The sequence below is a fragment of the Nonomuraea sp. SBT364 genome (assembly GCF_001083785.1).
Taxonomy (GTDB): domain Bacteria; phylum Actinomycetota; class Actinomycetes; order Streptosporangiales; family Streptosporangiaceae; genus Nonomuraea.
On the sequence record NZ_LAVL01000001.1, the window covers coordinates 38,759 to 63,939 of the forward strand.

Sequence of the window (25,181 nt, forward strand, 5' to 3'; positions counted from 1 at the left end):
ACGTCGCGGACGCCAAGGGCGGCATCCGGCCGGGAGGACGCGACGAAGGCCGACGTGACGATCAAGGAGCTGTACGTCAGCCGCTGATCAGGGCCTTGGCGGTGAGCGTCTCCTCCCCCGCCGGGCCGGTCAGGCGGATCGACACGTCCCACACGCCCGACATGGTGAACAGCTCGCCCTCGGCCACGAACCGGCCCGGCTCGCGCTCCGCCGCCGCGAGCTCGGGCATGGCGTGCCCCATGTCGGGCATCACCGCCGACAACGCCATGCCGTCCGCGTCACCCGAGGTCACCCGCGTGTCCACGACGATGGCGCCGGTCCTGGGCGGGTCGATCAGGACGGTCACGGTGTAGCGGGAGCCGGCGATGGTCAGGGTCAGCGGCTCGGCGCCCGAGGTCCGGCCGGCGACGAAGAGCGCGGCCGCGGCCACCAGCAGCGCGGCGAGCGCAATCAGGCGTTTCATCCGGCCGGCTCCGCCACGTCGACGGTGAAGGGCATGGTCACGATGCGGCCGTCCGTGGCGTGCTGGGCCCAGGCCAGATACCGTCCCGGGCGGGGGAAGCTGAAGGTGAAGCGCAGCCGGGTCCCGTTCGTCCCCATCTCGTGGACGTGGCCGAGGAACGACCCGTCCTGGCTCCGTACGATCAGGTGGCCGGCCATGCCGAGCCACGGCCGCACCGCGCCGTCGGCGGGGAGCTCGATCGTCGCCGGGCGGCCCGCGACGGGGACGGCCGGCCGCAGCTCGGGGACGGCGGCGGGAAGGTCGGCGGTCGCGGCGCCGGCCGGGTCGCCGTCGACGGCGAACTCGCCGGTGAGGAGCTGGCCGCCGGAGTCCTCGCGTTCCAGCTCGGCGTAGACCAGGTAGCGGCCCGGACGGTCGGCGCGCAGCCTGACCTCCAGGCGGCCGGCGGCGGTGCGCAGCGGGTGCACGTGGCGGAAGTAGCGGCCGTCCTCACTGGTGACGACCACGTGGGCGAGCGCCTCGTGGTGGGAGACCAGATCGTCCACCGGCCTTCCGGTGGAGCCGTCGGTGAGGTCGACGCGCAGCGTGAACTCCTGTCCGGGCGCCGGGCCGGCCGGGGCCGTCTCCATCCGCGCCTGCGCGAACGGCCGCCCGCCGGCGGGCTGGGTCTGCGCCGTGGGCGCGGCGCCGTCGGGCGGGCCGGGCGGCAGCATCGGCTCGAAGACGACGACCATGGCCGCGACCGTGACCCCCGCCGCGGCGCCGGCGGCCAGCATCATGGCCGGGCCGCGCCGGGAGACCGCGCCGGTGAGCAGGCCACCCACCAGCAACAGCCCCGCCGCGAACAATCCGCCATAGATCAGGAAATCGCCCGCCGAGCCGCGATCCACCAGGACGCGGAAGGGCACCACGGCGACCTCGTCGCCGGCCCGCAGCGTGAGCTGGTGCGGGCCGGTCTCCTCCACCCTGAGCTCGGCGTATTCGGGATCGGCGGCGGCCCGCGCGACGCCCTTGACCGTGCGGCCGCCGGTCAGCGAGCGGACCTCCAGGCTCACGGGCAGGCCCGCGGCGCGTTCGAAGGCGACGACGCCGATCCGCAACGGCCCGGGCACCCGCGACGTGCCCTTGATCACCAGGGTGACCTCGGCGCCCGCGATCGTCTGCGCGATCCGCAGATCCGCTCCGGCCGTGACATTGTGCGCGGCGGCCGGAGCGGCGAACATCACCACCAGGACGGCGGCGAGGAGGAGCGCCCGGATCATCCGTCGTCGGAGGCGTTGGGCAGGAAGAGCGCCCCGAGCGCCAGGCCGACCAGCCCGGCGACGATCGGCGCGCCGGTCCACAGCTCGGGCACGGCGGGCAGCGCGCCGGCCGCCGCCGACGCCACCCCGATGTACAGCGACCAGGTGACGAACGCCGACAGCCCGGCGAAGGCCCAGTAGGCGCCCCGCCGCTTCCCCGAGGGACGCAGCCAGCGGATCAGCAGGTCGCTGACCAGCCCCGCCGCCACGAACGTCAGCAGGATCGGCATGTTGCGGAAGGCCGTCTGCGCCCCCGGCATCAGGACGCCGATCGTGTACATGAGCGTCACGCTACCGAACGGCAGCTCCCACCGGCGCACCAGCAACAGCACCGGGGCGAGGATGATCACGTTCGTCATGACCATGGCCGTGGCCAGCCTGTCGGATCCGTCCAGGCTGGAGAACACCTCCACGATGCTCCCCGCTCCCCACTGCATCGCGTCGCCGTACGACAGGAACAGCGACACCAGCGTGGTCGCGAACGCCAGCCCGACCAGCGCGGGCAGCAGCCGCCCGAGCGACGGCCGGGCCCCCACGTCGGGCGCCTTCCAGGCCGAGCGGAGCGGCGTGGTGATGATGAGCAGCATCGTCACGATGAGGCCGAGGTGCGAGGGGCTGAACAGGATGTCGATGGACGTCTCGATGCCGAGCACCGTGTGCCACACCATGTCGGCGAACCCGAAGGCCGCGAACGCGGGGATCGCCACCAGCCCGGCCAGATAGCCCATGGGCACCGCGGCCAGCCCCTGCCGCCCGGTGCGGACGTTGCGCAGCACCTGCCAGATGAGCCAGGCCGAGACCGCCGCGAACCCCGAGTAGAACACCGCGTGCCAGGGGGTGAAGAACGTCTCCAGTTCGGCCGACAGGTTGGTGTGCGCCCACGCGTCGATCATCAGCCCGATGCCGAACCACACGCCGAGCAGTGCCGTGACGAGGTCCGTCCGGGGTGACACCCACCCGCGAGCCTCCCCCGAGTCCGCCAGTAATCGCCGTAGACCGGCGTTCGTCGTGACCATCCCAGCCTCCCTTCTCCGGCCCAAGATCATGTCAGACGGGAGATCAGCCTGCTATAAAGCCCCAGGTCCCGGGGCTTTTGAGCTGGGCCGGAATGACCAATCGGTAGGGTGCGCGGCGTGAGGGCCCTGTAACGGGAGCTGTATCAGACCCTCAGCAGTTCGTCCGGCCAGCCCGGCCGATCGGCGGCCTCACGGATCGAATCCAGCAGCATCGACTCGGCGGCGCCGTAGTCGTGGGCCACCTTGGCGCGTTCGCAGGAGAACGCCAGCGCCGCGATGTCCCCCTCAGCCCTGAGGGCGTGGGGGGCAGCATGTAGTGACGCCGCGGGTCACAGGGACCGGTGGTATTGAAGTACTTCACAGAGGGTGTCCACACGATCACAGTCCGCCAGTGTTCGCGGCCGCCGAGGGACCGTGGCCGTCGCCGATCCTGATGAAATTCGAGAGTGGAGCGAAAGTCATTGCGACACTCGCTGTCGCGGCGAGCGCGCTCGTTCTCGCCCCCAGCCCGGCGCAGGCCGCCCTTCCCGGTGTGAAGCTTTCAAGACCGAACAGGCCGCACATTTGACTGGCGCAACGCCCAGACCATCGCTTGCAGGTCTGGGCGTTGCGCGTATCGGAGGAGTGAAGGACACCGGCGATCCCGAAGGTCGTCCGAGGGTCAGGACGGGGCCGGGGCCGCCGTGCCGGACGTCAGTGCCGCCTGGACGATGCGGAGCGCCTCGCCCGTGTCGATGCCGGCGCCGGCGACGACGGCCGCGTAGTCGGCGGCGGCCCGGCGGGCCCGTTCCCGGCCTTCCTCGCCGGCGGCCGAAACGAACGAGCCCGCCCGGCCGCGCGTCTCGATCAGCCCCGCCTCCTCCAGCTCGCGGTAGGCCCGGCCGACCGTGTTGACGGCCAGGCCGAGGTCGGCCGCGAGGTGGCGGATGGTCGGCAGCCGGGCGCCCACGGCCAGCGTGCGGTCCTGGATCTGCCGGGCGAGCTGGGCGCGTAGCTGTTCGAACGGCGGCACCGGCGAGGCCGCGTCGATGACGATCATCGGACGCTCATGGCCTGCCGGGCCACCGTCGCGCTCGACGGTGTCCTGGCCTGGAGCGCGATGCACGCGAGCAGGCCGACGATCAGGTAGGCGATCGAGGCGGCGCTCCACCAGGCGGGGGCGGTGCCGAACAGCAGCACCACGGGCAGCGACCATTGCACGCTCGGGGTGGTGAGCTCGCGGGCGTCCTCGACGCGCATGATGACGTCGGCGGTCAGCGACTCCTCGTCTTCCGCCACGACCGGGTGCCTGAGCAGGTGGCGCAGTTGCATGACGACGATGGCCGCCACGCCGAGCAGGCCGATCATCAGGACGACGGCCAGTTGCCGCACGGTGGGGTCGGGGACGGCCAGGGCGCTGCCGGCCAGCACCATCGCACCGGCGAACGTGGCGAGCAGGAAGACGGCGTACGGCCGGCCGAGCACGGCCCGCCAGCCGGGCGGGGTCAGGTGGGCGGCCCTGCGCGACAGCGTCGCGCCCACCCGCTGGTCGACGCGCCGCACCCACCGGTCGAGCAGCGCCTGTGCCAGCAGCAGCCCGGCGACCAGCGCGGTCAGGGCCGGCAGCGAGCGATGCGGCGGGAGGCCGCCGACGGCGGGATGGGCGAGCGCGCTGGCCAGGATCAGCACGGCCAGGATGACATGAGCGGCCAGGCGGGCGCGTCTGCGGACCGCCAGGCGGCCGGCCAGCAGCGCGGTCGGGCGGGCCTCGGCGAGGTCGTGCCGGGCCAGCCACGCGCCCGCCATGCGCAGATCTGCCGCACGTGCCGGCGGGCCGGCGTCCGGCAGCGGTTCATGGGTCACGGCGCCTCCTTTGTCGCAAGCTTTGTGGCAACATAGTGCGACAAACATTGCGACAAAGTCAACGGGCCAGGAGGGCGGCCCTGTCAGGCGGCTGGTTCTGATCAGTCGCTCTCCACAGTGAGCAGGCCGCGCCGGAAGGCCACGGCGACGGCCGCCGCCCGGTCGTTCACGCCGAGTTTGGCGTAGATGTGCAGCACGTGGCTCTTGACCGTGGCCTCGCTGATGAACAGGCTGCGGGCCGCCTCGCGGTTGGTGGCGCCCCGCGCGATGAGGCGGAGCACCTCCAGCTCGCGCGCGCTCAGCGGATCGGCGGGAGCGCGTACCTGGCCGAGAAGGCGGGTGGCGACCGACGGGGAGAGCACGGCTTCGCCCCGCGCCGCCGTACGGACCGACCGTACGAGATCTTCGCGCCCGGTGTCCTTCAGGAGGTAGCCGGTGGCGCCCGCCTCGATGGCGGGCAGGACGTCCTTGTCGGTGTCGTACGTGGTGAGGACGAGGACGCGGGCGGGCAGGCCCAGCCTGGCGAGCTCCTTGATGGCGGTGACGCCGTCCATCACGGGCATGCGCAGGTCCATGAGGATCACGTCGGGGTTCAGCACGCGCGCGAGGTCGACGGCCTGCGCCCCGTCGCCGGCCTCGCCGAGCACCTCGAAGGCCGGGTCGCCGGCGAACATGCCGCGGATGCCGTCGCGGACGATGGGGTGGTCGTCGGCTATGAGCAGCCGGATGGGCGTCTCAGCCATGTGCGCTCTCCCGCGCGATGGCGGGCACGCTCGCGGAGATCGCGGTGCCGCCTCCGGGCTCCGACTCGATCTCCAGGGTGCCCGCCAGGCGGCTCACGCGCTTGCGCATCGACGTCAGGCCGAAGCCGCCGCCGCCGGTGACGCGTTCGGGGTCGAATCCGGCGCCGTCGTCACACACGTCCAGGGTGACCACGTCGTCCATGTACGACAGGGTCAGCCCGACCCGGCCGGCACCGGCGTGCTTGGCGGCGTTGGCCAGGGCTTCCTGGGCTGTGCGCAGCAACGTCTCCTCGACCTCGGGATGCATGGGACGGACCGTACCAGTTGTGGTGAAGTCAGCACGGGTCGCGTTGAGCTCGGCCCATTGGGTGACCACGGCCTCCAGCGCCTCGGGCAGGGGCGCGGCTTCCAGCTGGCCGGGGCCGACCGCGTGCACGGAGCGCCGGGCCTCGGCGAGGCTCTCGCGGGCCAGCCGTACGGCGTTGCCCACGTTGCGCCGCCAGTCTTCGGCCTGCTCCGCCGCCTGGAGCTGGGTGATGATGCCGGTCAGTCCCTGGGCGAGGGTGTCGTGGATCTCGGCCGCCATGCGCTGGCGTTCGTCGTGCACGCCCGCCTCCCGCGCCTGGAGGAGCAGCTGGGCGTGCAGGCCCTCGTTCTCCCGCATCGTCTCCTCAAGCTGGATCACCATCCGGCTGCGCTCGGCGCTGCGCTCGGCCGTGATCTCACCGACGAAGCTGAAAAGGCTGACCGCCAGCACGATGGCGGCCGTGAAGAACAGGAAGGCCAGAATCCCGGAGGGGGTGAGCTCGGGCGGCTCGCCGTTGTAGGCCATGACGCTGATCGCCGCCGTGGCGGTCACCCCGGCGAGTCTCGCCTTGCCCCGCAGATACTGCGACGAATGGAGGAACCCGGTGAAGCCGAAGAAACTCGCGAACCACATCCCCCGCGTACTGAGCACCGCGATGAGGACGACCAGCCCGGCGACGTAGAGACCTTTCCTGTCGCCGCGCGACATCACCCAGATCCAGGCCGCGGCCAGCAGGACCAGGCCGAGCGTGCTGAATCGGTGGCTCCACGCCCGCTCCCCGGTGACCCAGACGAGCCCGGCCGAGAGGGCCAGCAGGACGTACGGCGCGGCGGCCATCTGACGCGCCAGACGCCTCTCCCAGATGTCCAGACGCCCGTTCACCGAGGTCACTTTCTACTCCCATCGGAAAAGCCTGGCGGCGGCCGCACTGAGGATCACCGCGTACGCGGCCAGGACCCCCCACAGGAGGAGGCTGGGCGAGCCGCCCGCCCAGACGTCCTGCAGCGCCTGCCTGAACGCTCCGAGAGGGGTGTATCGGCCGATGGACGCCAAGATAACGGGCATCTGGTCCGCGGGCTGCATCAGCCCGGCGAGGAAGGCCATCGGGAAGTACAGCAGGACGCCGATCCCGTTGGCGGCCCGCCCGTTGGGGGCCAGGGCCGCGATGAGCAGGCCGACCGCGAACATCGCCGCCGTGCCGAGCAGGAACGTCACCACGACCGGCAGCGCCGCGCCGGGCAGACGGGCGCCCAGGACGGTGCCCGCGACCGTCAGGAGCAGCCCGCAGGCCACCACCACGAGGACGAGCTGCAGGATCAACTGCACCACCAGCATGCTGCCCGGCCGTACCGGAGTGGTGGACAGCCTGCGCAGGATGCCGCGTTCGCGATAGGTCGCCAGGGTGGTGGGCATCAGATAGAGCCCCACCAGTCCGACGGCGATGGCCAGCGACATCGGCAGGAGCACGGTGTCCCCCGGCTCGATCGAGCTTCCGAAGACCACCAGGATGAACAGCGGGATGAGGAGCGCGAACATCGCCCCCGGCTCCCTGACCAGCAGCTTCAGTTCGACGGACGTGAGTTTGGCGAGAGCGGTCATCAGGGGTTCTCCGTCAGTTGTCAGGGGTGAACGAGCGGCCGGTGAGTGCGAGGAAGGCGTCGTCGAGCGTGCGCTTGTCGATGCGCAGGTCGCTGACGAGGACGTGGTGCCGGGCCAGCCGGGCGGTGACGGCGGTGGCGAAGTCACCCCGGCCCGAGACCACCACCCGGTTGCCCGTCCTGCTCACGCCGGAGACGCCGGGCACGCCGTCGAACAGACCGGCCAGGTCGGCGACGTTCTCCGTCATCACCGTGAACCGCATCTGGTGCTCGGCGTCGATCCCCTCGATCAGCCCCGCCGGGGTGTCGATCGCGACGACGGAGCCCCGGTCGAAGACGGCGACCCGGTCGCACAGCTCCTCCACCTCGTCCATGAAGTGGCTCACCAGCACCACGGTCACGCCGCTCGCCCGGACCCGCTTGATCAGCTCCCAGGTCGTCCGGCGGGCCTGCGGGTCGAGCCCCGTGGTCAGCTCGTCGAGAAACGCCACCCGGGGGTTGCCGACCAGCGCCAGCGCGATGAACAACCGCTGCTTCTGACCGCCGGACAGCTTGCCGAAGCGGGCGTTCCGCTTGTCGGCCAGCCCCCACTCCTCCAGCAGCTCACGCCAGTCACGCGGCTCGGCGTAGAAGGAGGCGTACAGGTCGAGCGCCTCCCAGACCTTCAGATTCTCCGGCAGCTGCGTGTGCTGGAGCTGCACCCCGATCTGCTCGCGCAGCGCCCGGCCGTCCTTGACCGGGTCGAGCCCGAGCACCCGGATCGACCCGGCGTCCGGCCGCCGCAGCCCTTCCACGCACTCCACGGTCGTGGTCTTGCCGGTGCCGTTGGGGCCCAGGATGCCGAAGATCTCGCCGTCCTCCACCGAGAACGACACTCCGTCGAGAACCGTCAGGTCCGCGTACTTCTTGGTGAGGTTGCTGACTTCGATGACTGCCATGCCTCAAGCATCTTTTACCTGCTCAGCAGGCGAATCGACCGCGCGGCCACGATCGGGCGCGGATGCGGCTGACGCGGAAATCAGCCGTTCGGTCGATGCGCGATCGCGCCGCCACCCCTCTCCGGCGGATCAGGCGCTCTGGAGAGATTGCCGGGGGAAGGCGACTCCCGTCAGCTCTTCGGAGGCCTCCCACAGGCGGCGTGCCGCCTCGGCGTCCCGCGCCCTCGCCGAGCGGCCGACCAGCTTCGGCGCGCCGCGCCCCTCCAGCAAGCCGCTCGGGCCCGCGTAGCTGTCGCCCGGAATGCCCGCCACCGCCGCGTACAGCGTCGGCAGCGCGCCGTCGTCGTCGCTCTGCGCCACGAGGCTGACCACCGCCTGCTGGACGCGGTGCAGCATGCCGGACTGTCCGTCGGACCACAGCAGGTTCGTGGCCGCGATGCCGGGGTGCGCGGCGGTGGCGATCACAGGTGAGCCGGCGTGGGCGAGCCGGCGCTGGAGCTCTGAGGTGAACAGCAGGTTGGCGAGCTTGGACTGCGCGTATGCGGGCATCGGCCGGTACGGCTTGCGCTCCCAGTTGAGGTCGCCGAAGTCGATCGAGCCCAGCTTGTGGGCGCTGGACGAGACGGTCACGACCCGCTCCCGGATCCGGGGCAGGAGCAGGTTCGTGAGCGCGAAGTGCCCCAGATGGTTGGTGCCGAACTGCAGCTCGAAGCCGTCGGCCGTGCGCGTGAGCGGCGGGATCATGACGCCCGCGTTGTTGATGAGCACGTCGACGGGCTCGGGCAGATCTTCGGCGAATGCCCGGACCGAGGAGAGGTCGGCGAGGTCGAGCCGCCGGACCTCGACGCGGCCGGTCATCGCGGCAGCCGCCTCGCGCCCTTTGCCGAGGTTGCGCACGGCGAGCACGACACGCGCGTCCATGGCCGCGAGAACGCGGGCGGCCGCGCGGCCGATCCCGCTGCTCGCGCCGGTGACCACGACCGTGCGACCAGCCATGGGAGGGAGGTCCGAGACAGAAAATGTTGTCATGGACTACAAAGTAGACGACGCCAACAAAGTAGTCAACGAAAACATGATCTGATACCGTGGGGCCATGCCAGACGCGACCGATGAGCGGCCCTACCATCACGGAAACCTCCGGGCCACACTGCTCGACGCGGCCGAGCGCGGCCTGCGGGAGCGTGGCGCGGACCAGTTGTCGCTGCGCGATCTGGCCCGGGAGGCCGGCGTCAGCCACGCCGCGCCGCGCCGGCACTTCGCAGACCGTCAGGCCCTGCTCGACGCGCTCGCCGAGGCGGGGTTCGCCCGGCTGGACACAGCGCTGCGCGCCGCGCTGGCGGGCGCGGGCGAAGGTTTCCCCTCGCGCGTACGGGCCGCCATGATGGCCTACACCCGCTTCGCCACCGAGAACGCCGCGCTCCTCGAACTGATGTACACCAGCAAGCATCGGCCCGGTGCGACGCGGATCGTCAAGGCGGCCGAAGCGCCGTTCGGCCTGATGAGCGAGCTGATCACGCAGGGGCAGGAGCAGGGGGCGCTCCAGGCGGGCGACCCGGAGCGGATCGGGATCGTCCTGTTCGCGACGCTCCAGGGCATCGCCTCGATCATCAACGGCAACCTCGTCAAACCGGAACTGCTCGACGAACTCGTCGACACCGCAGCCGAACAGTTCTTGCAAGGCGCCGGCCGGTGAGCGCCGCGCGCCGCGCGCCTCGTCCCGGTCCCCGTCAGCCCAGCCCGACGAGCAGGGCCAGCACCGCCAGCACGGCTGACACCGGCGCCATCGTGTAGCGCTCCGGCTTGCTCCGCGAGATCGCGTTCATGCCGACGCCGAGCACGAAGTAGCCGAACACCACCCACGTCGCCACCGTCGAGAACGAGCCGGGGAACACGTCCACCTGTCCCGCGCGATCCAGGACGATCAGCGCGATGAGCGCGTAGATCGCGATCGAGACGGCGCTCCCCACCCGGAGCTTGGGAGGCAGCACGCGATGCTCGCCTCCCCACGCGAAGCGCCCGAGCGGGGCGCCGAACACCAGGCCCAGCTGGAAGAGAGCCAGCAAGGCCAGCAGTAACGCGAGAAGCAGAGCGGGGACCATGTCTGCAGCGTATGAGACCGCAGGCCGATCCGGGCGTCAGCCCCCGTCCTGCTCGGAGCGGCGCGGCCGGCCCGCCGCGTGGCCCAACGCCCGGCACGGGGCTCACCATCGCTCCCAGTGCAGGACCTCCTCGCGTGGGATGCGGGGCGCGGGCCTGAAGCCGGTGCCGAGGGTGAAGGCCAGCGGGACGAACGCCGCCAGCATGACCTCCTCGTACGGCACGCCGAGCACCTGGGCCAGCTCGTGTTCGAGCGGCCCCTGGGCGGTGGTCCACACCGTGCCCAGGCCGCGAGCGCGGGCGGCCAGCATGAAACTCCACACGGCCGGGAGGATCGATCCCCACGCTCCCGCCTGCACGGCCACCGGGGCGCGGTCGGTGCGCCCCTCCACACCCGGGATGACGAACGCGGGCACCCGGTGGATGTTGTCTGCCAGGTGGCGCAGGCCGTCGAAGACCCGCTCGGTGGAGGCGGAATGGTGGTTCATCCGCCGGACGTCGTGCCGGGTCAGCGGTTGCCCGGTGGCCAGGGGCAGGGCGCGCAGGAAGATGTCGGCCACGGCCCGGCGCCGCTCGGCCTCGGTCACGACCATGAAGTGCCAGCGCTGCCGGTTGCGCCCGGTCGGCGCCTGCACGGCCAGGTCCACGCACTCCTCGATCAGCTCGCGCGGCACCGGACGGGTGAGGTCCAGGCGTTTGCGTACGGCGCGGGTCGTGCTCAGCAGTTCGTCCGGGGTGAGGTCCAGCGTCATGATGCGTGTCTCCTTCAGGCGGTCGGGGCGGGAACGGGTGCGGCGCGGTGGGGGCGCAGGCCGAGGGCGGCGACGAGGGCGCCGAGCAGGGAGAAGCCGCCCGCCGTCAGGAAGGCGATCCGGTATCCGGCCAGCGCGGAGCCGCCGAGCGTCATCGCCGCCGCCAGCACCGCCACGCCGATTCCGGCGCCGATCTGGACGGCGGAGGTGACCAGGCCCGAGGCGAGCCCCTGCCGCTCGTCGGGCAGGCCGGCGACGGCGGCGATGTTGAGGCTAGGGAAGGACAGCCCGTTGCCGATGCCATGCACGACCAGCGCGGGCAGCAGCACCGTGACGTAGTCGCCGGTGGCCCCGGCCCGCAGGAACAACAGGATGCCCGCGCCCTGGACCAGCATCCCGGCCGCGGCCACCCGCCCCAGACCCCATCGGCTGATCAGATGACCCGCCAGGTTGGCGGCGATGACGATGGCCAGGCCCATCGGGACGATCCCGAGCCCGGTGGCCAGCGCGCCGTAGCCGAGCACCTGCTGCAGATACAGCACCGCGACGAACTGCCAGCCGATCGTCGCACCCGCCCAGGCCAGGGCCGCGAGATTGGCAGCGCCCACGGTGCCGGACCTGAACACCTCCAGCGGGACGAGCGGCGCGCGTCGCCGGCGCTCGATGACGACGAAGGCCCCCAGCAGCAGCACGGCCACGGCACCGGCCGGCCGGCTCCTCTCGGTCAGCGCGAACACCAGCAGCAGCACGCCGCCGGTGACCGCGGCCGCGCCGGCGACGTCGAACCCCTCGCGCGCCCCGGGCGGCCGAATGCCGCTTGGCAGCACGAGCGGCGCCGCGGCCAGCACCAGCAGGGCGATCGGGACCGGCAGGAAGAACACCAGCCGCCAGCTGATCTCGGTCAGCAGGCCGGAGGCGATCAGCCCGGCGGTGTAGCCGGTCGCCCCGGCCAGCGAATAGATCCCCAGCGCCCGGTTGCGCTGCGGCCCCTCGATGAAGGTGGTGGTGATGAGCGACAGCGCCGCCGGGGCGGTGAGCGCGGCCGCCACTCCCTTGATCACCCGGGTGGCCACCAGCGGCCATCCCTCTGACAGCAGCCCGCCGGCCAGGCTCGCCGCCGCGAACACCGCCAGCGACAGCAGGAACACCCGGCGGCGGCCGAACAGGTCGGCGATGCGGCCGCCGAGCAGCAGGAAACCGCCGTAGGCGACCGCGTAGCCGGACATCAGCCACTGCAGGGTGCTCTCCGGCAGCGCCAGATCGCGCCCGATGGCGGGCAGGGCCACCCCCATCAGCGACAGGTCCATCGAGTCCAGGAAAACCGCGGCGCACAACACCACCAGGGCCACCTGCCGGCGGCCGTCGGGTCGGGTCACGATCACTCTCCATCTGCGTGCAAACAATTGGTGGACAGACGGTTTGGACCGTATGCCTGCAAATCATCTGCTGTCAAACAGTCTGTTCGTAGATGGATGTGCGATAGGCTGTCGGCTGGACGCACGAGGGAGAGCGATGGCGACAACGACCAGAACGACGGACCGCGGGACGGCGTACTTTCCCCGGCTCGCCGCCGAGCGGCTCGACATCGCGCTGTGCCGGGCGTCGGCCGCCGTGGCCCGCGCCGCCGACGCGCATGCCACCGAGGAAGGGCTCGGGGTCGGGCAGCACCTCGTGCTCCAGATGCTCGACGCCGTCGGCCCCTGCTCCCAGCAGACGCTCAGCGAAGAGCTCCGGATCGACCGCAGCGTCATGGTCGGCGTCTGCGACGACCTGGAACAGGCGGGCCACGTCCGCAGGGAACGCAACCCCCGCGACCGGCGCTCCTACGCCGTCACCATCACCGACTCGGGCCGCCGGCGGCTCGCCCGGGCCCAGGCCCTGATCCCGGCCTTCCTCGACGACACCTTCAAGGTCCTCACCTCCGACGAGCGCGGCCAGCTGAGCGCGATCCTCGCCAAACTCCTGCAGGCCGGCGTCGGCGGCCCTCGCTGACTCCACCGAGGAGCGGCGCCGTGACGACGACCGTGGTGGGCCTCAGCAGTCCCGACACCAGGTTCAGCGGCGTGGACGTGCCTGCCCCGTGTGGCCCGACCAGCGCGGCCCTGGCCCCGGCGGGCACCGCGATGCGGCCGAGCGCGACGCCCAGCGCTACTGGTAGCGCTTGCCCGGCCCGCTGGTCTCCAGCGCGTTCACCGCTCCTCCCCGCCGGTCAGCTCGCGCATGCGGCGCAGCAGCGCCGCCCGCCGGGCATGAGCGCGCACCGTCAGCACCAGGGCCACCGCGACGAACAGGCTCCCGGCCGCCAGGGCGAGCCCCCAGCCGGTGCCTCGCTGCACGGCCACGACGGTGACGACCGTCGTGGTGGCCAGCGAGGCGGCCAGGCCGATCCAGGCGGCGATCACCTGATCGGTGGCGAACAGCGCGACCCGGCGCGCCAGCAGCCACCCGCCGTAGACGGCCCAGGCCAGGCAGAACACGGTGAACAACGCGAACGCCAGATGAGTGCGGCCGGGCAGCGGGCCGGGCTCCGACGACCACAACGTGCCCACGAACACCGCCCCGGCCACGCCGGCCGGCAGCGCCGTCACCGCCCGGATCCGCGTTCTCCGCGACAGCGCCGGCTCCAGCTGTTCGATCATGTCCTGCGCCGTCAGGCGCGGCTCTTCGGTCATGGTCTGTATCCCTTCTCCTCCAGGTGCTCACGCAGCAGCCGACGGGCGCGGTTGAGCCGGGACTTGACCGTCCCGGCCGGGACCCGGCAGATGTCCGCGCACACCTCCACCGGCAGGTCCTCCAGGTAGAACAGGACGAGGATCTCCCGTTCCGGCACCGGCAGAGCCGACAGCACGCTCACCAGAACGGCGCGATCCACCATCGCCTCGGCCGGGTCTTCGACGACCACCTCGCCGACTCCGGACCTCTCCCCGGCCTGGGCGTACTCGCCCCGCAGCCGATCGGTGACCGACCGCCGGGCGATCGTGAACAGCCACGGCGCGAACCTGCCCGGGTCCTTCAGCCTGGGCAGGCCGCGGACCACGGACAGCCAGATCTCCTGTGTCACGTCGTCGGCCCGGTCGGCATCCAGCATGCGGCGCACATAGGTCCACACCGGCGTCCGCCACCGGGCCAGCAACTCGGCCAGCGCCGCGCGCTCACCCAGCTGAGCACGCACCACCAGCAGCTCATCGGTCATCTCGTCCTCCTGTCACCCAGCACAGTCGGGCGAGAAGCCGGAAGGGTTCACGATTCTCAGTCGTTGGGCTCCGGGCCCACGAACAGGATGGCCTGGTTCTCCGAGCCGACCAGACCTTCGTGGACGTACCAGTCGGGATCGACCTTGTCGGCGGGGATGCCGTGCGGGTACGGCTGGTCCGAACCCCGGTATTGGTAGCGGTACTCGACGGCCACGCCACGTGCGCGCAGGATCGCGACCGCCTCCGTCACGGTGTAATCGTCGATGCCGGGCAGGCCGATGCCCTCGCCCGGCTCGTCGCCCGGCCCCGTGGCGTACATCTCCCCCTGCTCTGCCGCACGGCCGAAGACGATGCTGGCGTAGGAACGGTAGTTCTCCGGCACCTTGACGGCCACCGAGCACGCGTGCTCCCCGCACGAGCCCTCGACGGCTTCGATCCGGCCGGCCGGATCGTCGCCGTCCTCCATGAACAGGACCTGGCCTGCCTTGTCCGGGCTGGTGGGGGCCAGTTTGAGGTTGATGTTCAGCCCTCGCTGCCGGAACTCCTCCCGGTAACGCTCGGGATCGGCCTCCGGGTCCTGCACCCGGACGACGAGGTAGCCGCCCTCGCGCTGGAAGGAGAGTGCCGCCGCTTCGGCGGGCTGCGGCCCCGCCCAGCCGGACGAGAACGCGACCACCGCGGCGGCCGTCACCGCCCCCACGAGCGGAATGCCGACGATCAGGCGCCGCCGCCGCCGGGACCGGGGCTCGGGCTCTGGGACGGTCCCGGTGATGTGCTCCGCCAGTTCGTCCCTCGACTGCGTGCTCACCAGCCTGGCGATCTCGTCGTCGGTGACGGGATTGAGGCGGCCTACGGTGATCCTGGTCATGCGGGGTCTCCTTCCTGTACGCGGGCGCGGGCCGCAGGTCGTGGCGGGTGGTCTTCCGAAAGGGCGCGGGCCAGGCGGCGCCCGGCCCGGTGCAGGCGGATCCGTACGGCGTTGACCGAGCACCCGAGCACGACCGAGATCTCGGCGGCGGACAGGCCCTCCCAGTCGGCCAGCGACAGCACCTCCCGGTAGTCGTCGGGCAGTTCCGCGAACGCCCTGGTCAGGATGTCCGCGCCGGCCGCCTCCTCCCCCGGCCGCTGGATCGCCCTCAGCTCGGAGGCCAGCCGGGCGGTCAGCGCCGTGTGCCGCCGTGCGCCGCGATGGTGGTTCGCGAGCACCCGCCGCGCGACCCCGAACAGCCATGGGCGTGCCTTCTCACCCACCGGCACGTCGTCCAGCCGCCGCCATACGGTCAGGAAGGTCTCGGCGAAGACATCCGCCGCGTCATGGCCGTTGGCCGTCCGCCGTACCACGTACCCGAGCACCGGATCATGATTGGCCCGGTACAGCTCCTCGAAACGGCGACGCCTGTCGTCAGGTGGTCGCACGAACTCACGTCCTCTCTCCACGGGACCGGGTGGGTCCTACGCCCCACACGTGTCCCGCAGACAGCGGATGATTTCAGTGGCCCGGAAATCTCCGTGTCGTAGCCGTCGCCCCCGGCTGGCCTGATCCCCGCAGCCTGGACGAGCTGGTCGTGCTCGAGGCCATCGTCGGGGGTGCGGCCGTCGGTGTCGCCGCCGTACAGGCCCGCGAGATCCCCGGCCGCCGGCACACCGCGCGTGCGGCTCAGCCGCGCCGGCGCTCCTCCCGCTGCCGGAGCAGCTCCTCGACCGGGCTCGGCAGGGTCGTCTCGAAGTCGATCAGCTTCGCCCACGTCGGGGTCACCACGATCCGGACCATGCCGTCGTGGTAGAGCGAACGCACCTCCGCCTCCCACTCGACGCGCTGCTCGGGCGTCATCTCGTAGGTCGTGGTGGTCTGGAGGTACTCGTCCGGGATGCCGTCGACGAAGTCCAGCTCGGCCCGGCCCCGGATGAGCAGGATCTTCGGCGGGTGCACCTCGGTGTCGATCGTCAGGGCGACCATCGGGTTCTCGCTCAGCGCCCGGAGTTTCGGAGCGTTCTTCGGAGTGCACATGACGATCTCCGAGCCGTTCCAGGCGAAGATGATCGGCACGTTGCGCGGTGTGCCGTCCTTGGCGACGTAGGCCAGGCGGGTCATGTCGCGGGCCAGCAGTTCCCGGCTGAGCGGCCGGTTCAGCACCTCGGTGACCTCGTTCGGATCCACAGTCATCCCTCCCATGATCTTTCCCGACCCGCCCGGTTCGCGGGATCGGGGGCGGTTGCCTGGTCGCGCTCATGCCCCGGATTTCGCCGGCTACCGTGCCGCTGCCGCCCGGCGCTTGACCTCAACTGTGGTCGAGGTCACAGAATCGCTCACGATCACATCTCATCCCGACCATGGAGAGGTTGTCATGACCAAAGTCGTCGTCGTAGGGGCCACCGGCAAGCAGGGAGGCGCGGTCGCGGACCTGCTCCTGGAACGCGGTCACGAGGTGGTGGCGTACGTCCGCTCGGCGGAGTCGCCGGCCGCGAAGGCCCTGTCGGGCCGGGGAGCACGACTCGCCGTCGGCGACCTCGCCGATCCCGGCGCGCTCCAGAAGGCCTGCGCCGGCGCCGACGCGGTCTTCGGCCTGTCGGTGCCGTTCGGCGAGGGTGGCAAGGACGCGGAGGTCGCGCAGGGACGCCTGCTCGTCGACACCGCCGCCCGCCTCGACGTCCACCTGGTGTACTCCTCCGTGCGGGGCGGCGACCGGCAGGTGGCCACCGACATCGACCATGCCGACAGCAAGCAGCTCATCGAGGCCCAGGTGCGCGAGCTGCCGGTGCGCGCGACCGTGCTCGGCCCGGTGTACTTCATGGAGAACGTGCTCAACCTCGGCTTCAGCCGGCTCGGTGACGGCGTGCTCGCCAACCCGCTGACACCCGGCAAGCCGCTCGACCAGGTGAGCGTCCTGGACATCGCCGGTATGGCCGTACATGCCGTCGAGAACCCCGGCGAGTTCGTGGGCGAGCGGATCGACCTCGCCTCCGATCGCGTCACCGGGCAGGAGGCGGCCCGCATTCTGAGCGAGGTGCTCGGCCGGGAGATCCCCTACCAGCAGATGCCGCTCGACCTGGTACGCCAGTGGGCGGGTGAGGAGGTGGCCACGATGTTCGAGAACTTCGAGAACAACACCGACTTCCTCGACATCGAGGCCCTGCATGCCAGATACCCCGCCGTACGGTGGCACAGCTACGCCGAGTGGGCCAAGACGGTGGACTGGGACAAGATCCTCACGGGACAGGACAGCTAGATCAGGGCATCCGGAGGCCGGGGCTCCGCTCCAGCCCGAGGATGCCGAGCAGGTGGTCCATCATGTGCTCGAACAGCGGCACCGGGTCGTCGAAGGCGAACTGGTGATGCCCGTACACGGCCATGCAGAGCAGCCCGTAGATCTGCCGCCAGCAGATGACCATGAGCAGGACCACGCCGATCGGGAAGTCCAGGCCCACGTGCGTCCGATAGGTCCGTAGTTGTCCCGCCAGCGCGGGATCGATGTCCTCGTCGGCGTCGATGGTCAGCCGCCCTTCGCGCCACAGCCGCGCGAAGGGCACCCCGAAGAAGCCCCCCAGCTCGCGCGCGATGACCTTCGGGATGCCTTCCTCCGATTCGGCGATCTTGGGGTAGGCGGCGCCCATGAGCAGGTCGAACTCCACCTTGTTGGCCAGTGACCAGTCGAGCACCGCCCGGGTGGCGGCGTGCAGCTGGGCGCTGATGTCGTCGGGGTCCTGGCGGTGCAGGGCCCGGGCGACGTTGTCCATGAACTCCGCCGTGACGTCGTCGTAGACGGCGCGCACGAGCCCGGCCCGGCCGTTGAAGTAGCGGTAGAGGGCGGGAGGCGTCACCCCGACGGCGCGGGCCACGGCGGCCACGGTCAGGCCCTCGACGCCCTCCTCCGCCGCGATCCGCCGCGCGGCGGCCTTGGCGTCGCGTTCGAGCTCGGCCCGCAGTCGCTCCCGTCGCGTCAACGCTGTCACAGGCCCATCTTCGCGGTTCCCGGCCGCTGCTGCCACTTGCGGTGAATGGGCGGCACATGGTTAATAGTATTCACTCTTTTATGGATCATCACTGAATGGAGATCTGGATGGGCACGCCCAGAGGCGGCCGGACGGCGGCGGCCGTCGCGATCCTCCTGGCCGGCACCGCTTGTTCGGCGCCACTCGGTCCCGCCACCGCGTCCCCGCCACCGGCCCCGAGCACCCCCGTCACCCCGGATCCCAGGAAGGCGGCCCTGGCCGAGGCGGCGAAGAGCCTGCCCGCCCTCCTTGCCGCCGAAGGACCGGTGGCCTGCTCGTGGACCGACGGGCACTGGCGGGTCACGGCGTACGACGACGCCTTCCGAACCCGTACCGCGAGCTTCTCCGAAGCCACGCTCGAACCCCTCCTGACCGAGGTCGCCACCGAGGCGGGCGGGGAGGAGGCGGTCGTCCGCAGCCCGTGCGGCGAGACGGGCGATCCCGGCGTCAGCCCCGTGTCGCCCGACGGCCGCCGGGTCGCCGTCCAGGTGAACGGGACGTCCGAGGGCGAGACGACGCACGTCGGCTGGCTCGACCTGGGCACCGGGGCGTTCACCGACCTCACCGAGAAGTCGGGCAGGACGGGATACGTCACGCAGACGTTCTCGGACAACAGCCCCGGATTCGCGCCCGATGGCTCGTTCTGGTTCCGGCGCGGGCTGCGGTACTTCTCGGCGGGCCCGGACGGCAGGCCGGCCCCGCGCCGGCTCAGCCTGGCCTGCATCAAGCACCGAAGCGACGAGGTCTACTACCGCGTCGTCCGGTCGATCGCCGTCGTGTGCCCCGGCACCGTCCACCCATCCGGGAAGTTCGCGGCCGACTCCACGACCGTGGTCAAGGGACTGACGTCGGTGCAGGGCGCCGAGCTCGACCTCGTGGACGCCACGATCGAGGGACACGGCGATGAGCCGATGCGCAAGCCGTTCGGCATGGAGATCGCCGTACGCGACGACGGCCGGCTACGCGGGTGCCGCCCCACGGCCTGGCTCGGCACCACGGACCTGCTCTGCGCGGGCGGGGGCAACGACTTCTACGTCGCGGAGGTCGACCCCGGGCTCGCCCGGGACGACATCGAGTACGCGCAGCACACCGAGGTGAAGGTGAAGGCCGAGATCGCCCCGGCGACCGAGTCGTCGATCATCTCGACGGCCCTCTCCCGGGACCGCCGCTCGCTGATCATCGCCTCCAGCGCGAACGACGGCACCGACGCCGCCAAGCTCTACCGCGTCAGCCTGGAGTCGCCTTCGGACCCTGTGGAGCTCGGCCCGATCCCGCAGGACGCCCGAGATCACTTCACGCTGCTGAACCACTTCCAGCACCCCGTCGATCCACCACGGTGACGATCGGCGGCGTCGGATGCGGGGTGAGGGTCACGTCCGGGAGGGCGACGTCTGCGAGAGGAGGTGGTGGCGGTTCAGCCAGCCGGCGACGGCTCGGCCGATGGCGTGCGGCTGGTCCTCGGGGGCCTGGTGGCCGGCAGGTCCGATCCCTTCGACTTCGAGGGCGGCGATGTTCCGGCGGGCCCAGTCCACGATCTCCGGCGAGGCGATACCGACGCCGTCCTCGACCGTGAGGAGCAGTTTCGGTACCTGGGGGCTGGTGGCGAGCCATTCGCCGTAGGCGTCCATGCGCTCGGCCACATCGGCCGGTTCGCGGTCGTAGGGAATCTCGCGCGGCCACTGCAGGAGGGGGCGGCGCGACGCCGGGTCGGTGTAGGGCGCGCGGTAGACGTCGTGGTCCTCCGGGCTGAGGCCCGTCTTGACGGCGAAGGGGTGGGGCAGGGCGTACTCGATGGCGGCGTTCTCCTCCAGCAGCAGCCGCTCGCCGAGCCCAGGGGTGCGCAACGCCCGGGAATGCTCGGCCACGTCCCGCGGCAGCTCCGCCCACGTCTGCGGCCGCAGGAACGTCTCCAGGAGGGCGACGCCGCGCACTTGGCCGGGGTGGCGAGCGGCACGGTCCAGGGCCAGCGCGCCGCCCCAGTCGTGGCCGACCAGGACGGCCTCCTCCAGCCCCATCGCTTCGAACCACGCGTCCAGGTAGCGGGCATGGTCGGCGAAGCGGTAACCGATGTCGGGCTTTCCGGAGGCGCCCATCCCGATCAGGTCCGGGGCCAGGATCCTGGCGCGATCGGCGACATGCGGGATGACGTTGCGCCAGATGTGGGACGAGGTGGGGCTGCCGTGCAGGAACACCACGGTTGACTCCCCCTGCCCGGTCTCTGTGTAGGCGAGATGGGAATCCATGACGGCGACAGTGTGCATGATCGTAACCCTTCGACGAGTCGGCGCCTGGACTCTAAATCGACACTCTCCAACTGTCAACGTCCCAACTAATTTCTTCACAACCATCATCTGCAGAACGATTCGCCTGCTAGCATCACGCCCGGAGGTGAGGCTTGTGTCCGACCAGGCAAGAGACGCCGTCGTCGACGACGAATCCGGGCCGCTGCACGCGACCACCGGCCACCTGATGCGCCGCGTGTTCACCACCGTCACCGCTCAGGCCGTGCAGGACGGGCCACAGTCGCGCGAGTTCGTGGTGCTCGACATCCTCGCCGACGAGGACGCCCCCTCCCAGCAGGACCTCGCCCATCGGCTCGGCATCAACCGCACGATCATGGTCAGGCTGCTCGATCGCCTCCAGGAGGCGGGCCATGTCGTCCGCACCCGCAATCCGGCCAACCGCCGCACCCATGTGCTCTCGCTGACCGAAGCGGGCCGCAACGCACTGGACGGCATGCGCCACGCCGTCGCCGACCGCGACGCCCGGCTCACCGGCGCGCTCACCGAGCCCGAACGACTGCGCCTCACCGCGCTGCTGACCAAGCTCGTCGCCGACGACGGGCCATCCGCCATCCACAGCATCGAGCACCTGATCGCCCAGGCCCACTACCGGTTGCGCCGTCTCGGGGATCATCGGCTCGCGGCGTACGGCCTGCGCACCCGCCACTTCGCCTTGCTGCCCGCCCTGGACCGGCTCGCCCCCTGCCCGCAAGAGCAACTGGCCCGATACCTGCACCTGACCGAACCGGCCACCGCATCACTCATCGAGGAACTGGTGAAGGCCGGCATCGTCTCCCGAGGCCAGGACCCGGACGACCGGCGCCGCTACGCCCTGCAGCTCACCGACCTCGGCCGCTCTCGCATCCCCGCGGTGCGTGAAGCGCTGGAGAGCATAGAACTCGACCTCGACGACATCCTCGGCCCGGACGGCGCCCAAGAACTTCGCACCCTTCTCACCAAGCTCTTGCCGTAGGGCGCATCGACACGCCGGCCGGGACCTCGCCCGCGGCCACCCCTCCCGCCTCCCCTGATGTCCGTTCCGGGCCGACGACCCAGGTACGACGCTCGGCGATCTTGCTGTCGCGCGTGACGAACACCTCGGCCACGGACATGCGCATCTCGCCGCCCGCGGCTCGTCTCACCGTCCCGGTGAGCTCCGCCATGACGACATCGCCCTGCTCGACCATGCGCACGACCTCCAGGCGGGGAGGGTCGACGAGTTCGGGCGGGCCGCCGATGGCGACGTCGTCAGTCAGGCAGGACAGGATCTGCTGGTGATCGTTGTTGCGGAAACCGTCCAGGTAGGTGGTGACGGTCTCGATGTCAGCGCGGCGCCGGTGGGCCGGAGGGAGCGGCGTACTGCGCCACCCCGTCGCCGAACGACCAGTCGATCGGCTCGTTCTCGGTCAAGGTGATGAACACGTTGCGCGGCTCCGTCCCCGCGTACTCGTGGGCCAGTTCGGCGATCCGCCGGTAGAGCGCCTGCTTCCGCTCGGGTGTACGCCCGGAGCGCATCGTGATCGCGACATACACGATGTCGTCGTCGCGGCGGATGCCGGGGAAGCCGCCGTAGCGCAGTGTGCTCGCGCTGCCGTCGTGGCCGGTCAGGACCTGGAAGAGGTCGTCGGGCGGGATGCCGATCGTCTCGACGAGGGCGTCGTGGACGGCGCGGCCGAGCGCGCCGAGCCGGTCGCCGTCGGCCGTCAGCGCGTCGATGCGGATGAAGGGCATGTCAGTGGTTCTCCTCGGGGTGGGACGAACGGGCGGCGAGCAGGCCGAGGGCGCCGTCGACGGCGCGGGCGTACACCTCGGCCGAGCCGGCGGCGCGGGCCAGCACGTAGGCGCCCTGCAGCATCGCGACCAGCGCGGTGGCCGTGGCGACGGGATCCAGCCCGGCGTGCGCGCGGTCTTCCGCCAGCAGGCCGGCCATCCGGCCGGTGAGCCAGGCGAACGTCTCCTCGATCGGCGCGCGCAGCCGAGGGTCCGCCATCACGTCCGGATCCTGGGTGAGGCGGCCGACCGGGCAGCCCTTCAGCGCCTCCCGCTCCCGCCGCAGGTAGGCGGCGATTCGTTCCGTAGCGGTGCCGGGAGCGGTGAACGCGGCCTCCGCCCGGTCCCGCAACTCCCCGGCGCTACGGCCGATCGCGGCGAGCGCGAGGTCGGGCTTGCCGCGGAAGTGGTGGTACATGCTGCCCTGGCCCGCTCCGGACCGCTCCTGGATGGCCTTCGGGCTGGTGCCCACGTAGCCGCGCTCCCACAGCAGCTCGCGGGCGCTCTCGATGAGCCGCTCCCTCGTGTCCATGCCGTCAGTTTACATACTAGTAGGTACAGAAGATCTGTCGGATGTTCGCCTGACAGAACGGGCGTTCAGCTAACCGTAGAGTCAGGACCACCCACATGCCGGTTGAAGAACGTACGCAAGTAGCCGTGATGCGAATCCCCCTCATCCTCCTCCTCATGGCCACGCTGGCCGCCTGCACCGTCACTCCTCCGGCGGTCAGCCCGACGCCCGCGCCCGAGCGGTTACGGTCCGTCACCGGGCCCCAGATCTGCGCGGCCCTGCCCGAGCCGCTCCGGGTGTCCCTGGCCCTCGGCGCCAAGCTCGGCCACGGGGCGACGTGGGGCAACAATGTCGCCACCGCCACCGCCGCGGAGGGGAGGTGCCAGTGGTACGACGGCGCCCCACGTTCACTGAAGGTATGGGTCGAGGCCTACGGAAGTGCCACCCGGACCGCGACCGACCACGCGAAGCAGGAGTTCGCCGAGCTCAGAGCGTTCGCCGTGGAACTGTCCGAAAGACCGGACGACGACCTCCGCTCCTACGCCCTTCCCGTGGCGGCCGATCACGGCGACGCGGCGTTCAGCCAGACGTCGACCAAGGCCCGCAAGCCCAAGCGGCCCGGCTCCCGCAAGGTCCAGATCATCCTCCGGCAGGGGCCCTGGCTGGTCAAGATCGAATATCGCGGCACGGAGGAGGACGGCGAACTGCCCGCCGAAGCCGAACTCCGCCGCGGCGCGGACCAGGTCGCACGGGTCTTCAGCGCGGAAATGGCCAGGGACCCCGGCACCGTCGCCCCCGTCGACAGCGGGGTGTGCGGCGCCCTCTCGATCGCGGACGTGGCCTCGGCCTTCTACCCGTCCGTCACGGAGATGAGCAGCAGCGGCGACGCTGACGAAACCCTCTGCACCTGGACGATCCGGGACGAGGACCGGCGGGCGCCCGAGGTACCGGGAGGCGGCTACTGCGGCGGCGGAAAGATCACCCCGGAGGTCTTCGTCCCCCGCTGCGGCGACCTACGCGTCCACGTCATCGACCTCGGAGAGTCCGGCCGTCAGAACCATGAGACCTGGTTCGGCGACAGGTCCGAGAAGTACGACCACCACGCGTCTTTCCGGCGCCTCACCGGCATCGGGGACCGGGCGTTCGTCGTCGGCGACCAAGCTCATGTCCTGACCGGAGACCACCTCCTCGAGTTCGACTACTGGGGCGAGAACATCGGCGGCGGCAGCCGCGACGCCCTGGGCTTCCGGGAGCCGAGCCTCGACGAAGCCGCCCTCCGCAAGTCCTTGATCCGGCTTGCCCCGATCTTCGTGTCCGGCTTGTCCGCCCGCGCGTGAGGCGTCCCTTGCTCCTCGTCGTGGCCCCGCGCGGGACGGCCGGCTCGTCGGAACCCGCTGCCGGTGACGATCGTGACCTGAGCGCGGGTTCACACGCCCGAGCGATGACGGCTCGGCGACACTCCGTGGGCGCGCTTGAAGGCCACGCTCAGCGAGAAGGGATTGGCGTAGCCGACGCGCTGGGCGACCACGTCGATCGTGGCGTCGGAGGAGCGCAGCAGATCGGCGGCGAGCGCCATGCGCCAGCCGGTGAGGTAGGTCATGGGCGGCTCCCCCACGAGCGTGGCGAACCGGCGGGCGAACGCCGCCCGTGAGGCGCCCACCCTGCTCGCCAGCAGAGCCACCGTCCAGGGGTGGGCCGGGTCGCCGTGGATCAGCCCCAGCGCCGGGCCGATCAGCGGATCGCTCTGCGCCCGGTACCAGCCGGGCGCGTGGGCGTCGGGGCGCGAGAACCAGGCGCGCAGCGTCGCGATCAGCGCCAGGTCCAGAAGCCTGTCGAGGACGACCTGCTGTCCGGGCCCTTCGCCGTCGACCTCCTGCGCCAGCAGTTCCATGATCGGGGACCGTACGCTCGACCGGGGCACGAGCACGATCTCCGGCAGCGCGTTCAGGAGCCGCTCGCTCACCTCCCCGACGACGTTGTACGTGCCGCTGGCCACGATCGCCGACCCGCTGGAACTGTATCCGCTCGTACGCGGCCCGAGCCGTAGCTGGTCGGTGACGTCGAGGCCGTCCATCGTGGTCAGGCGGTTGCCCGGCCTGACGATGATCTCCGGCGGGGTCGCCGGGTCGTCGCCGATCGTGTACGGCTCCGGCCCTTTGATGATGGTCACGTCACCGGTGCGCATCAGCACCGGCTCTCCCACGTCGGGCACGATCCAGGCGTGCCCGCGCATGGCGGTGGCCAGGGCGAGCGTGGACTCGTCGGCGATCCGGAGCGACCACGGTGGTTCGAGGACGGCCTGGCAGAACGCCGCGCTGCGGGCACGGACACCGTCGAGGAGATCGGCGAGCGGGTCCACGCCACCAGAGTAGACGAA

General features: G+C 71.2%; 30 protein-coding genes. 6 read left to right on the plus strand and 24 right to left on the minus strand.

What is annotated here, in order from left to right; translation table 11 throughout:
- Window positions 1-76: 76 nt before the first annotated feature.
- From ADY59_RS00200 to ADY59_RS00245, 10 genes are all read right to left on the minus strand, one after another.
- Entirely contained in the window at window positions 77-463 is a 387-nt protein-coding gene (locus tag ADY59_RS00200) for a hypothetical protein (RefSeq protein WP_049556219.1), read from the minus strand.
- Window positions 460-1,725, minus strand: coding sequence for a hypothetical protein (locus tag ADY59_RS00205; protein WP_049556221.1), 1,266 nt, complete (start codon window positions 1,723-1,725; stop codon window positions 460-462). The genes ADY59_RS00200 and ADY59_RS00205 overlap by 4 nt, the downstream gene beginning before the upstream one ends.
- A complete protein-coding gene (locus ADY59_RS00210) occupies window positions 1,722-2,717 on the minus strand; it encodes a hypothetical protein (protein WP_156325196.1) in 996 nt (331 codons plus the stop codon). Before ADY59_RS00210 ends, ADY59_RS00205 begins: the two co-directional genes overlap by 4 nt.
- 724 nt (window positions 2,718-3,441) lie before the next feature.
- Window positions 3,442-3,819, minus strand: a complete 378-nt coding sequence (locus ADY59_RS00215; RefSeq protein WP_049556224.1) for a GntR family transcriptional regulator — start codon at window positions 3,817-3,819, stop codon at window positions 3,442-3,444.
- On the minus strand, window positions 3,816-4,622 hold the full coding sequence (locus tag ADY59_RS00220; protein ID WP_049556226.1) for a hypothetical protein: 807 nt from the start codon (window positions 4,620-4,622) through the stop codon (window positions 3,816-3,818). The genes ADY59_RS00215 and ADY59_RS00220 overlap by 4 nt, the downstream gene beginning before the upstream one ends.
- Before the next feature lie 101 nt (window positions 4,623-4,723).
- Window positions 4,724-5,365, minus strand: coding sequence for a response regulator (locus ADY59_RS00225; RefSeq protein ID WP_049556227.1), 642 nt, complete (start codon window positions 5,363-5,365; stop codon window positions 4,724-4,726).
- On the minus strand, window positions 5,358-6,554 hold the full coding sequence (locus tag ADY59_RS00230; protein WP_156325197.1) for a sensor histidine kinase: 1,197 nt from the start codon (window positions 6,552-6,554) through the stop codon (window positions 5,358-5,360). Before ADY59_RS00230 ends, ADY59_RS00225 begins: the two co-directional genes overlap by 8 nt.
- Before the next feature lie 12 nt (window positions 6,555-6,566).
- The gene (locus tag ADY59_RS00235) at window positions 6,567-7,271 is read right to left on the minus strand and encodes an ABC transporter permease (RefSeq protein WP_049556229.1); all 705 of its coding nucleotides are present in this window, start codon (window positions 7,269-7,271) and stop codon (window positions 6,567-6,569) included.
- 13 nt (window positions 7,272-7,284) lie between these two features.
- On the minus strand, window positions 7,285-8,208 hold the full coding sequence (locus ADY59_RS00240; RefSeq protein WP_049556231.1) for an ABC transporter ATP-binding protein: 924 nt from the start codon (window positions 8,206-8,208) through the stop codon (window positions 7,285-7,287).
- A 129-nt stretch (window positions 8,209-8,337) separates the two neighbouring features.
- Complete coding sequence (locus ADY59_RS00245; RefSeq protein WP_049556233.1) at window positions 8,338-9,237, minus strand: oxidoreductase; 900 nt, start codon at window positions 9,235-9,237, stop codon at window positions 8,338-8,340.
- A gap of 64 nt (window positions 9,238-9,301) precedes the next feature.
- Here ADY59_RS00245 and ADY59_RS00250 point away from each other — a divergent pair, with 64 nt between their 5' ends.
- Entirely contained in the window at window positions 9,302-9,901 is a 600-nt protein-coding gene (locus tag ADY59_RS00250; RefSeq protein WP_049556235.1) for a TetR/AcrR family transcriptional regulator, read from the plus strand.
- A gap of 34 nt (window positions 9,902-9,935) precedes the next feature.
- Here the strand turns inward: ADY59_RS00250 and ADY59_RS00255 are convergent, their stop codons facing one another.
- The 3 genes from ADY59_RS00255 to ADY59_RS00265 form a co-directional block, all read right to left on the minus strand.
- Window positions 9,936-10,307 carry a hypothetical protein gene (locus tag ADY59_RS00255; RefSeq protein WP_049556237.1) on the minus strand — a complete coding sequence of 124 codons (372 nt, stop codon included), beginning with the start codon at window positions 10,305-10,307 and terminating at the stop codon, window positions 9,936-9,938.
- A gap of 102 nt (window positions 10,308-10,409) precedes the next feature.
- On the minus strand, window positions 10,410-11,057 hold the full coding sequence (locus tag ADY59_RS00260; RefSeq protein ID WP_049556239.1) for a nitroreductase family protein: 648 nt from the start codon (window positions 11,055-11,057) through the stop codon (window positions 10,410-10,412).
- 14 nt (window positions 11,058-11,071) lie between these two features.
- Complete coding sequence (locus ADY59_RS00265) at window positions 11,072-12,433, minus strand: MFS transporter (RefSeq protein WP_156325198.1); 1,362 nt, start codon at window positions 12,431-12,433, stop codon at window positions 11,072-11,074.
- A gap of 136 nt (window positions 12,434-12,569) precedes the next feature.
- Between ADY59_RS00265 and ADY59_RS00270 the strand changes: the two genes are divergently transcribed.
- Window positions 12,570-13,049, plus strand: coding sequence for a MarR family winged helix-turn-helix transcriptional regulator (locus ADY59_RS00270; RefSeq protein ID WP_049556241.1), 480 nt, complete (start codon window positions 12,570-12,572; stop codon window positions 13,047-13,049).
- Window positions 13,050-13,246: 197 nt separating this feature from the next.
- Here ADY59_RS00270 and ADY59_RS00275 read toward each other — a convergent pair whose 3' ends face one another.
- The 5 genes from ADY59_RS00275 to ADY59_RS00295 all read right to left on the minus strand — a co-directional run bounded on the left by ADY59_RS00275 (window position 13,247) and on the right by ADY59_RS00295 (window position 16,415).
- Window positions 13,247-13,729: a hypothetical protein gene (locus ADY59_RS00275; protein ID WP_049556242.1), complete on the minus strand. Its 483-nt coding sequence runs from the start codon at window positions 13,727-13,729 to the stop codon at window positions 13,247-13,249.
- The gene (locus ADY59_RS00280; protein WP_049556244.1) at window positions 13,726-14,250 is read right to left on the minus strand and encodes an RNA polymerase sigma factor; all 525 of its coding nucleotides are present in this window, start codon (window positions 14,248-14,250) and stop codon (window positions 13,726-13,728) included. Before ADY59_RS00280 ends, ADY59_RS00275 begins: the two co-directional genes overlap by 4 nt.
- Before the next feature lie 56 nt (window positions 14,251-14,306).
- Window positions 14,307-15,119, minus strand: a complete 813-nt coding sequence (locus ADY59_RS49455) for a hypothetical protein (RefSeq protein WP_049556245.1) — start codon at window positions 15,117-15,119, stop codon at window positions 14,307-14,309.
- On the minus strand, window positions 15,116-15,667 hold the full coding sequence (locus ADY59_RS00290; protein WP_049556247.1) for an RNA polymerase sigma factor: 552 nt from the start codon (window positions 15,665-15,667) through the stop codon (window positions 15,116-15,118). Before ADY59_RS00290 ends, ADY59_RS49455 begins: the two co-directional genes overlap by 4 nt.
- A gap of 241 nt (window positions 15,668-15,908) precedes the next feature.
- Window positions 15,909-16,415: a pyridoxamine 5'-phosphate oxidase family protein gene (locus ADY59_RS00295; protein ID WP_231618462.1), complete on the minus strand. Its 507-nt coding sequence runs from the start codon at window positions 16,413-16,415 to the stop codon at window positions 15,909-15,911.
- Between the two features lie 181 nt (window positions 16,416-16,596).
- Here ADY59_RS00295 and ADY59_RS00300 point away from each other — a divergent pair, with 181 nt between their 5' ends.
- A complete protein-coding gene (locus tag ADY59_RS00300; RefSeq protein WP_049556251.1) occupies window positions 16,597-17,478 on the plus strand; it encodes an NmrA/HSCARG family protein in 882 nt (293 codons plus the stop codon).
- A 1-nt stretch (window position 17,479) separates the two neighbouring features.
- On the opposite strand, the gene ADY59_RS00305 is transcribed toward ADY59_RS00300, so the two are convergent.
- Entirely contained in the window at window positions 17,480-18,202 is a 723-nt protein-coding gene (locus tag ADY59_RS00305; RefSeq protein WP_049556253.1) for a TetR/AcrR family transcriptional regulator, read from the minus strand.
- A gap of 107 nt (window positions 18,203-18,309) precedes the next feature.
- Here ADY59_RS00305 and ADY59_RS00310 point away from each other — a divergent pair, with 107 nt between their 5' ends.
- Window positions 18,310-19,581, plus strand: a complete 1,272-nt coding sequence (locus ADY59_RS00310; RefSeq protein WP_231618463.1) for a hypothetical protein — start codon at window positions 18,310-18,312, stop codon at window positions 19,579-19,581.
- A 30-nt stretch (window positions 19,582-19,611) separates the two neighbouring features.
- Here the strand turns inward: ADY59_RS00310 and ADY59_RS00315 are convergent, their stop codons facing one another.
- On the minus strand, window positions 19,612-20,502 hold the full coding sequence (locus tag ADY59_RS00315) for a haloalkane dehalogenase (RefSeq protein ID WP_049556257.1): 891 nt from the start codon (window positions 20,500-20,502) through the stop codon (window positions 19,612-19,614).
- Window positions 20,503-20,638: 136 nt separating this feature from the next.
- On the opposite strand from ADY59_RS00315, the gene ADY59_RS00320 reads away from it, so the two are divergent.
- On the plus strand, window positions 20,639-21,496 hold the full coding sequence (locus ADY59_RS00320) for a MarR family winged helix-turn-helix transcriptional regulator (RefSeq protein ID WP_231618465.1): 858 nt from the start codon (window positions 20,639-20,641) through the stop codon (window positions 21,494-21,496).
- Here ADY59_RS00320 and ADY59_RS50955 read toward each other — a convergent pair.
- From ADY59_RS50955 to ADY59_RS00335, 3 genes are all read right to left on the minus strand, one after another.
- Window positions 21,477-21,710, minus strand: a complete 234-nt coding sequence (locus tag ADY59_RS50955; RefSeq protein WP_063780510.1) for a hypothetical protein — start codon at window positions 21,708-21,710, stop codon at window positions 21,477-21,479. The two genes, ADY59_RS00320 and ADY59_RS50955, sit on opposite strands and share 20 nt — an antisense overlap.
- A gap of 136 nt (window positions 21,711-21,846) precedes the next feature.
- Complete coding sequence (locus tag ADY59_RS00330; protein ID WP_049556264.1) at window positions 21,847-22,254, minus strand: tautomerase family protein; 408 nt, start codon at window positions 22,252-22,254, stop codon at window positions 21,847-21,849.
- A 1-nt stretch (window position 22,255) separates the two neighbouring features.
- On the minus strand, window positions 22,256-22,825 hold the full coding sequence (locus tag ADY59_RS00335) for a TetR/AcrR family transcriptional regulator (protein ID WP_049556266.1): 570 nt from the start codon (window positions 22,823-22,825) through the stop codon (window positions 22,256-22,258).
- A gap of 128 nt (window positions 22,826-22,953) precedes the next feature.
- Here ADY59_RS00335 and ADY59_RS00340 point away from each other — a divergent pair, with 128 nt between their 5' ends.
- Complete coding sequence (locus ADY59_RS00340) at window positions 22,954-24,141, plus strand: hypothetical protein (protein ID WP_156325199.1); 1,188 nt, start codon at window positions 22,954-22,956, stop codon at window positions 24,139-24,141.
- Between the two features lie 89 nt (window positions 24,142-24,230).
- Here the strand turns inward: ADY59_RS00340 and ADY59_RS00345 are convergent, their stop codons facing one another.
- A complete protein-coding gene (locus ADY59_RS00345; protein ID WP_049556271.1) occupies window positions 24,231-25,163 on the minus strand; it encodes an AraC family transcriptional regulator in 933 nt (310 codons plus the stop codon).
- Between the last annotated feature and the right edge of the window lie 18 nt (window positions 25,164-25,181).